This is a genomic window from Vibrio sp. D3 (assembly GCF_043995865.1).
Lineage (GTDB): Bacteria > Pseudomonadota > Gammaproteobacteria > Enterobacterales > Vibrionaceae > Vibrio > Vibrio diabolicus.
In genome coordinates this window covers 2,845,245-2,859,238 of the sequence record NZ_CP171887.1, presented here as the reverse complement: position 1 = coordinate 2,859,238, position 13,994 = coordinate 2,845,245, and the positions used below count along the sequence as shown (strand labels likewise).

General features: G+C 44.9%; 6 protein-coding genes, 1 tRNA gene, 1 rRNA gene and 1 riboswitch. Of the genes, 4 read left to right on the top strand and 4 right to left on the bottom strand.

The annotated features are described in order from the left end of the window. Positions 1 to 46 precede the first annotated feature (46 nt). Both rrf and ACHFJ9_RS21230 read left to right on the top strand, forming a co-directional pair. Positions 47 to 163 (top strand): 5S ribosomal RNA (rrf, locus tag ACHFJ9_RS21235). A 46-nt stretch (positions 164 to 209) separates the two neighbouring features. Then, positions 210 to 286 (top strand) — tRNA-Asp (locus ACHFJ9_RS21230). Positions 287 to 923: 637 nt separating this feature from the next. On the opposite strand, the gene ACHFJ9_RS21225 is transcribed toward ACHFJ9_RS21230, so the two are convergent. Next, positions 924 to 2,255: a cation:proton antiporter gene (locus ACHFJ9_RS21225; protein ID WP_041852885.1), complete on the bottom strand. Its 1,332-nt coding sequence runs from the start codon at positions 2,253 to 2,255 to the stop codon at positions 924 to 926. 191 nt (positions 2,256 to 2,446) lie between these two features. Between ACHFJ9_RS21225 and metH the strand changes: the two genes are divergently transcribed. Next, complete coding sequence (metH, locus tag ACHFJ9_RS21220; RefSeq protein ID WP_395356224.1) at positions 2,447 to 6,127, top strand: methionine synthase; 3,681 nt, start codon at positions 2,447 to 2,449, stop codon at positions 6,125 to 6,127. Between the two features lie 86 nt (positions 6,128 to 6,213). Here metH and lysC read toward each other — a convergent pair whose 3' ends face one another. Then, a complete protein-coding gene (gene lysC, locus ACHFJ9_RS21215) occupies positions 6,214 to 7,566 on the bottom strand; it encodes a lysine-sensitive aspartokinase 3 (RefSeq protein WP_012841364.1) in 1,353 nt (450 codons plus the stop codon). A gap of 101 nt (positions 7,567 to 7,667) precedes the next feature. After that, positions 7,668 to 7,846: riboswitch (Lysine riboswitch) on the bottom strand. Positions 7,847 to 8,066: 220 nt separating this feature from the next. On the opposite strand from lysC, the gene ACHFJ9_RS21210 reads away from it, so the two are divergent. Next, the gene (locus ACHFJ9_RS21210) at positions 8,067 to 9,188 is read left to right on the top strand and encodes a pyridoxal-phosphate-dependent aminotransferase family protein (protein ID WP_047009173.1); all 1,122 of its coding nucleotides are present in this window, start codon (positions 8,067 to 8,069) and stop codon (positions 9,186 to 9,188) included. A 59-nt stretch (positions 9,189 to 9,247) separates the two neighbouring features. On the opposite strand, the gene ACHFJ9_RS21205 is transcribed toward ACHFJ9_RS21210, so the two are convergent. Next, complete coding sequence (locus tag ACHFJ9_RS21205) at positions 9,248 to 11,029, bottom strand: PglL family O-oligosaccharyltransferase (protein WP_395356221.1); 1,782 nt, start codon at positions 11,027 to 11,029, stop codon at positions 9,248 to 9,250. A 67-nt stretch (positions 11,030 to 11,096) separates the two neighbouring features. Continuing rightward, positions 11,097 to 13,919: an excinuclease ABC subunit UvrA gene (gene uvrA, locus ACHFJ9_RS21200; protein ID WP_053809097.1), complete on the bottom strand. Its 2,823-nt coding sequence runs from the start codon at positions 13,917 to 13,919 to the stop codon at positions 11,097 to 11,099. Positions 13,920 to 13,994: the final 75 nt, after the last annotated feature.

The following is a 13,994-nucleotide window of genomic DNA, read 5'->3' as shown; positions in this document are numbered from 1 at the left end:
TGTAAGAACGAGAATTAAGAAACAGCTTTCCGAATTAAAGAATTTGCTTGGCGACCATAGCGTTTTGGACCCACCTGATTTCCATGCCGAACTCAGAAGTGAAACGAAATAGCGCCGATGGTAGTGTGGGGCTTCCCCATGTGAGAGTAGGACATCGCCAGGCTTTAAATTTTGGACACTTGCTGATTGCAAGCGGGTGATACCACTGCGGAGTGGTAGTTCAGTTGGTTAGAATACCGGCCTGTCACGCCGGGGGTCGCGGGTTCGAGTCCCGTCCACTCCGCCACTTATATTAAGCCTCAGTCGAAAGACTGGGGCTTTTTTCGTTTTGGTTACCCGACTTACCTTAACCCCATTTCCATATTGAAACCTTGCATCGAGAGGCAGGCTCCTCTCTCGCTATGTGACAGAACTTAGTCGTTCGAGGTGTCGCTTTGTTTCTATCTCGAAAACAGAACAACTTTGAATATAAGTTCAGTGTCGCTGAGATCAAGTATGAGGACTCTAAACTTCTGTTAAGGCTTTTTTGAGCAATCTGAGTACCAGCTCAGACCTTAGTTTGGTGGGGGTTCTAGTCCGTTTGGATAGTGATTCGCAATCATCCTAAATGTCTCTTTCTCATAAAAATACAAACTCGCTCATTGCAAAGTATTGTGAAAGCTTAGCTTTGATGTTTGCGAGGAGCCTATGTTGCCAAGGGAAGAGAAGTGATATAGATGAAAATGCTTAAACTAAAAGATTCGTCTATGAATATTATCTATCGGTAATAGTTAGTATCTATGAAACAGTAGCGTGACGATTATTCGAATATTTAACTGTATATCAAAGAGTAACAAGCGTTCTATTCTTGAAGGGGAGTCCGAAGACTAGATATGAAAAAAGCAGCTAGATAGCTGCTTTTTTATCTATTAAGTTACGTGTCTTTAAGAGTCCACTGGCTCCGTATGCTCCGGAGTAGTTATTGCTTGGTTGTTCTCTTCCATTTTCTTCTCTTCATCTTTTGCTTTTTCAATCATTGGGGTGATTGTTGAGCCTTGAATGAGGATAGAGAAAACAACGACGGAGTAGGTCATTACAAGAATAATCTCTTTTACATCGATTAACTTATCTTGAATCACCCAAATACCAGATGGAATAGAAAGTGCCATCGCTAGCGCCAGGCCTCCGCGTAAACCGCCCCACGTCAAAATACGCACTGACCATGGATTATATTTTCTGTAACGTTTAAAGCCTATGTAAGAAAGAAATACACTTAGATAGCGAGCTGCTAGTACAAGAGGGACTGAAATAGCCATCATGATCCAGTCTTCTTTGTGGAATTCAAATAGCAGCATCGACATACCGATCAGTAGGAATAACACGCCATTCAAGAACTCATCAACAAGCTCCCAAAAGTGGTCAAGGTGGTCTTCACTCTCTTTCGAAAAGCCAATAAAACGTGTCCAGTTGCCAATCATAATACCAGATACAACCATCGCTAATGGTCCTGATACATGGATGTATTCAGCAAATGCGTAACCTGCCGTTGGGACACCAATGGTAAGTAATAACTCCATTGAGTGATCATCGGTGGCACTGATCAAGTAGTGGAATAGCAAACCGAGTACGAAACCATAAGTGATACCACCGATAGCTTCTTGGATGAAGAGTAAGGTGACACTACCTACAGTTGGTGCCTCAGTACCAAATGCAATCGTAAATAGAGTGACAAAGATAACCAAACCGAAGCCGTCATTGAAGAGCGACTCTCCTTCAATCTGGGTGGAGATACGTTTGGGAGCGTCGAGCTTTTTAACTATAGCCAGTACAGCGATTGGGTCAGTTGGCGATATAAGTGCACCGAAAAGTAAGCAGTAGACTAAATCAAATTGGATGCCAATTAACTGACAGAATCCGTAGAGCGCAAACCCGATAAAGAAAGTGGAAAACAGGGTGGCTCCGAGAGCCAAAACGGTAATTTCCCATTTTTGATCCTTAAGGTTCGGGAGTTTGATGCCTAATCCACCCGCAAATAGTAAGAAGCCAAGAATGCCTTTGAGCAAGAAATCTTCAAAGTTGATCCTTGTGACTGTTTCTGTCGCAATTTCGGTGAGGTGGAACCAGTTGTTTTGGCCCGCAATTAAGATTAGAAGTGAAAGCACCATTGAACCTGCGGTAATCGCAATGGTGGTTTGCATCTTTCCTATCTTGCTGTTTACAAAAGCAATTAGCATCGCAGCTGCGGATAGAAAACATAAAGTATGATAGACCGACATAGAGCTCTCTATTTGTAACATTTTATGAATGGGATTCTCGACTGATGCTGCTTAAATAGCAAACATTTTTTCGCGATTATTTTGTAAGTTAAGAAGGAGATAAAATAATCATTAATTCCACGTTTAGACGTCTAGACTCCTGAAATTTGTGTGATAGGATGGAATGATAACTAAAGGAATGAGGTTGTACTGTGGGAAGTAATGTAAGACAACAGATTGAAGCTCAATTGAAGCAACGTATTCTTTTGATTGATGGTGGTATGGGAACCATGATTCAGGGATACAAACTTGAAGAGCAAGACTATCGAGGAACGCGCTTTGCGGATTGGCATTGTGATCTAAAAGGTAACAACGACCTGTTGGTTCTAAGTCAGCCTCAACTTATCAAGGAAATTCACGCTGCATATTTAGAAGCGGGTGCTGATATTCTCGAAACCAACACGTTTAACGCAACAACCATTGCGATGGCTGACTACGAGATGGAAAGCCTAAGTGAAGAAATTAACTTTGCTGCTGCCAAGCTTGCACGTGAAGTTGCAGACGAATGGACCGCAAAAACACCCGATAAACCGCGTTATGTCGCAGGGGTTTTAGGGCCGACGAACCGAACTTGTTCTATTTCTCCTGATGTAAATGACCCCGGATATCGAAATGTCTCTTTCGACGAGTTAGTTGAGGCTTACTCTGAATCGACTCGAGCGCTGATTAAAGGTGGTTCTGACCTTATTCTTATCGAGACTATCTTCGATACTCTTAACGCTAAGGCTTGTTCATTTGCTGTTGAAAGTGTGTTTGAAGAGATTGGTATTGAGTTACCTGTGATGATCTCGGGGACTATTACTGATGCTTCCGGTAGAACATTATCAGGTCAAACTACAGAAGCGTTTTACAACTCATTACGTCATGTTAAACCGATTTCGTTTGGTTTGAACTGTGCGCTGGGCCCAGATGAGCTTCGTCCTTATGTTGAAGAGCTTTCGCGTATATCAGAATCTTTTGTTTCCGCTCACCCAAATGCCGGGCTTCCGAATGCATTCGGCGAATACGATTTATCACCAGAAGATATGGCTAAGCATGTTCAAGAGTGGGCTCAAAGTGGCTTTTTAAACTTGATTGGTGGGTGCTGTGGTACAACTCCTGAGCACATTCGCCAAATGGCACTCGCGGTTGAAAATATCGTCCCTCGTCAATTACCTGACCTTCCCGTCGCTTGTCGCTTGTCTGGCCTGGAGCCACTCGCTATTGATAAAGACTCTTTATTTATCAATGTCGGTGAGCGTACGAATGTAACCGGTTCTGCGCGTTTTAAGCGCTTGATTAAAGAAGAGCTGTACGACGAAGCGCTCGATGTGGCTCGTCAACAAGTTGAAAATGGCGCTCAAATTATCGATATCAACATGGACGAAGGCATGTTGGATGCACAAGCTTGTATGGTTCGATTTTTAAATCTTTGTGCGTCGGAACCTGAAATCTCAAAAGTACCAATCATGGTCGACTCTTCCAAGTGGGAGGTTATTGAAGCCGGTCTTAAGTGCATCCAAGGCAAAGGCATTGTTAACTCGATCTCTCTCAAAGAAGGTAAAGAGAAATTCGTTGAACAAGCTAAGTTGATTCGCCGTTACGGTGCGGCTGTTATTGTGATGGCGTTTGATGAGATTGGGCAAGCAGATACACGTGAGCGCAAAGTAGAAATTTGTACCAACGCTTACCGAATTCTCGTTGATGAAGTGGGCTTTCCACCAGAAGACATCATCTTTGACCCAAACATTTTTGCCATTGCTACGGGTATCGATGAGCATAATAACTACGCGGTGGATTTCATTGAAGCCGTTGGCGATATCAAACGTGATTTACCACACGCGATGATCTCGGGTGGGGTTTCTAACGTCTCGTTCTCTTTCCGAGGGAATAACTATGTTCGTGAGGCGATTCATGCGGTATTCCTCTACCACTGTTTTAAGAATGGTATGGATATGGGGATCGTGAATGCGGGTCAGTTAGAAATCTACGATAACGTGCCGGAAACGCTGCGTGAGGCTGTGGAAGATGTCGTTCTTAACCGTCGCGATGATGCCACTGAGAGGTTGTTAGATATCGCGGCGGAATACGCAGGCAAAGGGGTAGGTAAAGAGGAGGATGCCTCTGCACTTGAGTGGAGAACTTGGCCTGTTGAAAAGCGTTTAGAACACGCGTTAGTGAAAGGAATAACCGAGTTTATCGTTGATGATACCGAAGAGGCTCGTGTCAATGCTTCAAAGCCATTAGAGGTGATTGAAGGCCCACTAATGGATGGGATGAACGTCGTCGGAGACTTGTTTGGTGAAGGTAAAATGTTCCTTCCTCAGGTCGTAAAATCTGCCCGAGTGATGAAGCAAGCAGTAGCGCATCTCGAGCCCTACATCAATGCAGAAAAGCAGGTGGGACAAACAAACGGTAAGATCTTACTAGCGACGGTCAAAGGTGATGTACACGATATCGGGAAAAATATCGTTGGCGTTGTATTGCAGTGCAATAACTACGAAATCATCGATCTTGGTGTCATGGTTCCTTGCGAAAAGATCTTAAAAGTAGCGCAAGAAGAAAACGTCGATATTATTGGTTTATCAGGGTTGATCACGCCTTCATTAGACGAAATGGTGCATGTTGCAAAAGAGATGGAGCGTCTCGACTTTAACTTACCTCTTCTCATCGGTGGCGCAACAACGTCAAAAGCCCATACAGCAGTTAAGATTGAGCAAAATTACAAGCATCCAGTTGTTTACGTGAATAACGCCTCACGTGCGGTGGGCGTATGTACTTCTCTATTGTCAGATGAACGTCGCCCTGAATTTGTTGAAAAACTTGAAGCTGATTACGAACGAGTACGTGATCAACATCATCGAAAGAAACCGAGAACCAAACCAGTGACATTAGAAGCGGCTCGAGCGAATAAAGTTGCGATCGATTGGGAAGCTTACACTCCTCCAGTGCCTGTTAAGCCTGGCATTCATATCTTCGATGATTTTGATGTGGCTATATTACGTCAATACATCGATTGGACACCATTCTTTATGACTTGGTCACTTGTGGGTAAGTATCCAACAATTTTCCAACATGAAGAAGTTGGTGAAGAAGCAAAACGTTTATTCGAAGATGCCAACGAGTTACTTGATCGAGTTGAGCGAGAAGGCCTGTTAAAAGCGCGTGGAATGTGTGGCTTATTCCCTGCTGCGAGCGTGGGGGACGACATTGAAGTTTATGCTGATGAAACTCGTACCGACGTTGTGAAAGTATTACGTAACTTGCGACAACAGACCGAGAAACCAAAAGGATTCAACTATTGTTTATCCGACTACATCGCACCTAAAGAGTCGGGTAAACATGATTGGATAGGGGCATTTGCTGTCACTGGTGGTATTGGTGAACGAGAGCTTGCTGATGAATACAAAGCACAGGGAGATGATTACAACGCAATTATGATTCAAGCGGTGGCGGATCGCCTAGCCGAAGCGTTTGCTGAGTATCTGCATGAGCGTGTCCGTAAAGAAATTTGGGGTTATGCTGCGGATGAAGATTTATCTAACGATGATCTCATTCGTGAAAAATACCAAGGTATTCGCCCTGCACCAGGTTATCCAGCGTGCCCTGAGCATACTGAAAAAGGACCGCTTTGGGAGCTACTTAATGTGGAAGAGAATATTGGCATGACTCTAACCTCCAGCTATGCAATGTATCCGGGCGCGTCAGTCTCTGGTTGGTATTTCTCTCATCCTGACTCACGTTACTTTGCGATCGCACAGATCCAAGAAGATCAGCTAGAGAGTTACGCCGATCGTAAGGGGTGGGATAGGATCGAGGCTGAAAAATGGTTAGGGCCAAACATTAACGGTTAAATTGATGTTTACCTCGTCCAAATGTAACAACTAATGAAACGACAAAGGGCTGCAGATACGCAGCCCTTTGTTTTATTGAGTTGAACTTACTTCTCAAACAACTCAGTGTGGAGTTTTTGTATGGCTTGTTTCGATACCGATTCATGGAGCAAGAAGCATAAGTTGTGAGGGCTAGCGCCATAACAAATCATGCGTAGGTTAAAGTCTTCTAGCGTGCCAAAAACCTGTTTCGCGTAGCCTTTACTCTCACTCATGTTGTTACCAATGAGAGCAACGAGGCATAGGTCATGTTCAACTTCTACCTTACATAGCTCTTCTAACTCTTCTCGTACAGCTTGCGGCAGCTGCGGCGCGCCGCCGGATGTATCGGTTTGATCAAGTGTTAACGATACACTGATTTCAGATGTCGTGATCAAATCGACAGAGATCTTATGCTTTGCAAGGATCTCAAAGACCTTTGCTAAGAAGCCGTATGCGTGGAACATGTTGGCGCTGCGTAGCGTTACCATAGTTTGGTTACAACGCAAAGCTAGCGCACGGAACAACGGTGAGCTTTCGACTTGGTGGCGAATCCAAGTTCCCCCTTTTTCTGGCTCTTTCGATGACCCTACAAATACCGGAATGTCGTGGCGCAATGCGGGTACTAGCGTAGAAGGGTGAAGGATTTTAGCGCCAAAGTTAGCCATTTCTGAAGCTTCACTAAAGCTGATCTCGGGAATTGGTGAGGCTTTTGGCGCAATTCGCGGGTCTGTTGTGTAGATGCCCGGAACATCAGTCCAGATTTCTAACCCTGCCGCTTTGACGCTCTCAGCAATTAAGGCGGCGCTATAATCGCTGCCTCCTCGACCTAGTGTTGTTGTATTACCGGCTTCGTCAGATCCTATGAAGCCTTGAGTAACAACAACGGATTGTTGGCAAAGTGGTATGAGTTTATCTTGCGCAAGCGTCGAAATTGCTTCAATGTTTGGCTCCGCGCGACCAAAGTTGTCATCAGTACGCAGCACATCGCGGATATCAAAGCGCACAGCTTGAATGCCTCGCTCACACATTAACTGAGTTAGAATATGCGTCGACATGAGTTCGCCACATGCGACCAAATGATCGGTTAACTTCGCACTAGCTTGGATAGATGCAGCCTCGGCCAGGCTGGTTACGGTATCTAATATGCCATACACCTCGGCAGCAGTTTTCGTGCTGTCTTCGAGCTGAGTTAAAATGGCGTCATGAATGTTGGCCAGATTTTGCAGCAGCTCAGTACGGTGCGTTTGATCCTGTACACCATTGGCGAGTTCTACCAATAGGTTGGTGACGCCAGAGCAAGCGCTGCTCACGACCAGGCGAGTATTTGGATTGTTTTCGATAATGGTGGCGCAACGACTCATTGCCTCAAAGTTGGCAACACTGGTTCCACCGAATTTAGCTACGTTAAATGCGCTCACTGCGTTCTCCCACGACTTCCTAAAAAATTGTACATCCAATGTTTAGTGAGAAAAGGAACAGAGCAAAAAGAGAGGTATTTAGAATGCTATTTGAAAAATTTACCCTCAGAAGCCCTTCATCAGACTGCGCTGATGACAGTTGATGGGATTCAGCCCAATTCAACCGACAAGTCAAATCCTGCAACTTTGACTTACCTCGGCACTACTCCCCCTCAATGATTGGTGTTGGAATTGCGGTTCCACAAATCATCTACCTGGGTAGCGCTCCTCTTCTACATAAAGCTCAAACATTGAACGGTTTTGAGGCCTTAATGTCAATCAATATTTCAACCTTTATGGTGTTTTTTATTAACGATTTTGTGACACTGGTTTGACCTCCATACTTACGGCTAATTGCTGATAGAGGAAAAATCTATTAGGGTGAAGAACCCTACACCTGAGCCATGTTATTGAATAGAACTTTTAGAATGCTCAGGATAAAAGATAATCAAGGAGCTGACATGTCGATCCAAAGCTTTATTCCGCCTCACCGTATTTTAATGGGACCTGGTCCTTCTGATATTTATCCTCAAGTGTTACAAGCGCTAAGCCGTCCTACCGTAGGTCACCTTGATCCTCTGTTTATCGGTATGATGGATGAGCTCAAGCAGCTATTGAAGTATGCCTTTCAAACTGACAATGAGTTCACTATTGCGGTTTCAGCGCCAGGTAGTGCAGGGATGGAAACCTGCTTTGTAAACTTAATCGAGGAAGGCGATAAAGTGATCGTCTGCCGTAACGGTGTATTTGGTGAACGCATGCGCGAAAATGTCGTCCGTGCTGGTGGTGAAGTTGTTATCGTCGATGATGAATGGGGGACGCCTGTTTCCATTGATAAAGTCGAGCAAGCACTCGAACAGCACCCAGATACAAAAATTCTTGCTTTTGTGCATGCGGAAACCTCAACTGGTGCAGTCAGTGATGCTCAAGCATTGGGTAAGCTGGCGAAACAGCATAATGCATTATCTATTGTTGATGCGGTGACGTCACTTGGTGGTGTGCCGTTAAAAGTGGATGAATGGCAACTGGATGCGGTTTACTCTGGCAGTCAAAAATGTTTGTCATGTGTACCAGGGCTCTCACCAGTGACGTTTTCTCCTGCCGCGATTGAGAAGATTCAAGCAAGAACAACACCAGTACAGAGTTGGTTCCTCGATCAGAGTTTAGTATTGGGGTATTGGAGTGGAGAAGGTAAGCGTAGTTACCATCATACGGCGCCAGTTAATAGCTTGTATGCGCTTCATGAAGCTTTATTGATACTGAAAAATGAAGGATTAGAAAACGCTTGGGCTCGTCATCAACTGATGCATGAAAAACTCAAAAATGGCCTACAAAAGCTAGGTTTTGAATTTGTTGTGGACGAAGCCCATCGTTTGCCGCAATTAAATGCGATTTACGTGCCTGAAGGAATTGATGAAGCAAAAGTTCGTGCTCACTTGCTAGAAACCTATAACCTAGAAATTGGTGCAGGCCTCGGGGCATTAGCTGGTAAAGCGTGGCGTATTGGCTTAATGGGTTACGGCGCTCGACCTGAAAACGTTGCACTGTGCTTAAAAGCGTTAGAAGAGTCACTCACTGAATAAAGCTATACCGCAATGAGATAAAGAAAAGCGAAGGTCATCCCTTCGCTTTTTTGTACTTATTACTCTGCACCTGAAGTGGGTGCTGGTGAGGCAGAGATTGCTTGAGAAGGTGGTCGGTAATTGACGTCACTGAAATCAATCTTCGGGAACAAAAACTGCGCTTCAGCTCTGATTTGCTCCGCTTTACTTGAGTCATCTAAGCCTTGGTAGGCCAAAATCAAATTATTATAAAATGCAGGGCGAGGCTTATCTTTGATGATTTTTAGCGACCAATCGATATAAGGCTGAATCAAGGTTGCGTCTTGTTGGTACAGCCCAATGTTTAAAAACGTGCTATAGACATCCCAATCAAACCTGTCTTTCCAAACTACAGGGTTACTGACTTGATTCAGAATATCAGGGTTAGTTGGCCTAGTGGTCTCAAACTTCGTCAATACATAGTTCGTATGCAATGCGCTTACCATGTAAAACGTAAACGTAACGGGAAGTACCAAACTAAAGACTCGCAGCAAGCTTTTGGTCACATTACTAAAGCCGACTTGTCGATAACGAGAGACGCGCTGATCGACCCAGTACAGCAGGATAACGAAGATCAACCAATGTACGAGAGAGTGGTAGAAAGGGTATTCCAGTTGTGAGTGCAATACGATAGGTATAAACAAGGCCAGCAACGCAAGACGAGTTCCGCGTTTGGCTTGATAGATTCGATACAGTACCAGTGCCATCGCTAAGAAGATGCCGAGTATTGGCAGCAAACCACCTTCTACTCCCCAGTAAAGTAGCTCGTTATGCGGATGATCCATGGCTGGCAAACCAGCTGGGTAATTCTCATTTAGGGCATGTTGACGAGCCGTATACAGCATGTACTCAGATTCAAACTTGCCATATCCATAGCCAGTAAAAGGCTTTTCAATCACCATGTCTAATGTTTGCGGAAAAGTATACGCTCGAGGAGACTCCATGTTTACTTTTTCTGCGGCTAACCCACTTCCATCAGGAAAGGCAAGATACATGACAACGACTGAGAGTGCGAGCCCAGTGACAAGCGACGTAACCCAGCGGATAAAGCGCCCTTTGGTCGCAAAGCGATACATGTATGGGATGACCAACAAAACGGCGATGACCGAGGCTAACCAACCAGTGCGTGAAGCCAACGCCACAATTAGTGGTAAGGTTAAAACTGGCACGGCATAGAGAAGATAAACATCGCTTAACTTACGGTCGTATTTGTAGGGCTGACGTGCAAGTAAATAGCTGGCAATCACCAATCCTGTCGCAAGAAAACTGGCCATTACATTAGGCTGTTGGAAAATACCATAAGGACGATTGGCCATCGTGTCGTAGCCAAACGGATTGCCTGGTTTGAGATACAGATATTGTGTCAGACCAAAAATGGCTTCGATAACAACCGCAAGGACAATGAACCATAACAGGCGTTGGCGATGTTTATTACTGAAATGAAATTGTTGTAAGACAATAAAAAACAGGACGCCACACCACAGACCAATGAGCTTGTTGGCTGCCAAACTGCTATTCGCATTTGGGTACAGAATGGGCACCGTCATGATAAGAGCACTAATGAACAAGCCGATGGTTAATTTTGAGTAACGTAGCGCTCGATTATTCGCGAGTTGGTAGCACCCAATGCCTAATGCAAAGCTAAAAGCAATCCAAGTTGTCGCATTGAAGGAAAGTGAAAGTCCTGAACCGCCGGGGTTGGGCATGAAAAAGTGCATTGCCAACACAAATAGTGTTGCCAAGGCAATGAGAAACTTGCGATTGAGGGGAACCTGTACTTTTTCGGGAGAAAGCTTTGTTCCACTTACATGTATAGTAGCCATAGTTATTGCGTTGTTTTGAATGAAAAAAGACCAGCACTTGCTGGTCTCGGTACTTTACCTGTTTTTTCTACTTCAACATAGGCTTAAGGAAGTGAGCTGTGTGCGAACCCTCGATTTGCGACACATCTTCAGGTGTGCCTTGAGCGATTATCTCGCCTCCACCCTGTCCCCCTTCAGGTCCTAGATCGATAATCCAGTCCGCAGTCTTAATGACATCTAGGTTATGCTCGATCACCACGACAGTATTTCCGTGGTCGCGAAGTCTGTGCAATACAGTGAGCAACTGCTGGATATCATGGAAGTGCAGGCCGGTTGTTGGTTCATCCAAAATGTACAAGGTTTTTCCTGTATCACGCTTGGATAGCTCTCTCGCTAGTTTCACACGCTGAGCTTCACCACCGGAGAGTGTCGTTGCCGCTTGACCTAGGCGAATGTAAGACAAGCCAACATCCATTAGAGTCTGTAGCTTACGTGCTATAGCAGGTACGGGTTCAAAGAACGTTCGGGCGTCTTCGACCGTCATTTCTAGCACTTCATCAATGGTTTTGCCTTTGTAACGTACTTCAAGTGTTTCACGGTTGTAGCGCTTACCTTTACATACATCACATGGCACATAAACGTCTGGTAGGAAATGCATTTCAACTTTAATGACACCATCACCCTGACAGGCCTCACAACGACCACCGCGTACGTTAAAGCTAAAACGTCCAGGCTTGTAACCGCGAGAACGCGACTCCTGTGTGCCTGCAAACAGTTCACGGATTGGGGTAAAGATCCCCGTATAGGTTGCAGGGTTAGAGCGAGGTGTACGGCCAATTGGGCTTTGATCGATATCGATGACTTTATCGAAGTGCTCTAGACCTTTAATTGATTTATAAGGTGAAGGCTGAGCTGTTGTCGCTCCGTTAAGTTGGGTATGCGCAATTTTAAAGAAAGTATCATTAATCAGCGTTGATTTACCTGAGCCAGATACCCCTGTAATACAGCTGAATAACCCAACAGGAATTGAAAGATTAACGTTTTTAAGGTTATTACCTGTTGCGCCTAAGAGCTCAACCGTTTTTTTCGGATCTCGCGGCGTGCGATCTTTCGGTACTGCGATTTCTTTAACGCCACTTAAGTACTGACCTGTCAGAGAATTCGGGTTCGCGATTATCTCTTCCATGGTGCCTTCCGCAACAACATTACCACCATGTACGCCAGCACCAGGACCGATATCTATGACATGATCCGCACAGCGAATCGCATCTTCATCGTGCTCTACCACAAGTACGGTGTTACCTAAATCACGCAAATGAGTGAGCGTTTTTAATAAGCGTTCATTATCACGCTGGTGGAGACCAATCGATGGCTCATCCAGAACGTACATCACCCCTACTAAACCAGCACCAATTTGGCTCGCTAAACGAATACGTTGAGCTTCACCGCCTGATAAAGTTTCAGCACTGCGTGATAAGTTTAGGTAGTTCAAACCGACGTTAACTAAGAATTGCAGGCGGTCGTTGATTTCCTTCATCACTTTTTCAGCGATTTGGGCGCGTTGACCTTCCAGTTTCAAGGAATGGAAGAATTCCAATGCGTCAGCAATGCTGAGTTCAACAATCTCAGGCAGTGTCGTATCAGCAATAAACACGTTACGTGCTTCAAGGCGTAGACGAGTACCGCCACAGCTTGAACAAGATTTAGTGGAGATGTACTTCGCAAGCTCTTCACGGACAGAGTTGGATTCTGTATCACGATAGCGACGTTCTAGGGTATTCAGAATACCTTCGAATGGATGGCGTTTAACGCGAATATCGCCACGATCGTTGATGTATTTAAACTCAATCTCAGTACGACCTGAGCCCTTTAGAATGACATCTTGCGTTTTCTTTGGCAGAGAATTAAAAGGGGCATGGAGATCAAAACCATAATGATCAGCCAATGACGTGAGCATTTGGAAGTAGTAATAGTTCTTTTGATCCCAACCGCGAATCGCACCTTGTGCCAAGCTTAATGAATCATCTTGAATTACTCGGCTTGGATCGAAGTATTGCTGCACACCCAAACCATCACAAGTGCCACATGCACCAGCAGGGTTGTTGAATGAGAAAAGTCGCGGCTCTAACTCTTGCATGCTGTAACCACATTGTGGACAAGCGAAGTTGGCGGAGAAAATAATCTCTTCACCGTCTCCATCCATTGGCGCGACAACCGCAATTCCGCCTGATAACTCGAGCGTTGTCTCAAAAGATTCGGCTAAGCGCTGTTGCAGATCGGGACGAACTTTAAAGCGGTCGACCACGACTTCAATGGTGTGCTTTTTATGTAGCTCTAGCGTTGGAGGATCAGATAGATCGCAAGTTTCTCCATCAATACGCGCACGAATAAAGCCCTGAGCTGCCAGGTTCTCAAGCGTTTTAACATGCTCACCTTTACGCTCTTTGACAATGGGTGCCAACAGCATCATTTTGCTGCCTTCTGGCATCTCTAGAACTTTGTCCACCATTTGACTGATGGTTTGTGCGGCAAGAGGGGCATGGTGCGTTGGACAGCGTGGTTCGCCTACACGAGCATACAACAGACGCAAGTAGTCGTAGACTTCGGTAATTGTACCGACGGTTGAACGCGGGTTATGAGAAGTAGATTTCTGTTCAATAGAAATAGCGGGTGATAACCCTTCAATATGGTCGACATCGGGTTTTTCCATCAGAGACAAAAACTGACGAGCGTAGGCAGAGAGAGACTCTACGTAGCGTCGTTGGCCTTCTGCATACAATGTATCGAAAGCGAGAGAGGATTTACCGGAGCCACTTAGTCCAGTAATGACAATCAGTTTATCGCGAGGGATTGTAAGATTAATGTCTTTGAGGTTATGGGTTCGGGCACCGCGAACTTCTATTTTATCCATCGTTTTTGCTCTATGTATAACCAAGTGGGGCAAGTATTACATAGTGTGAGAAATGTGCAAAGAAAATTACTGGAT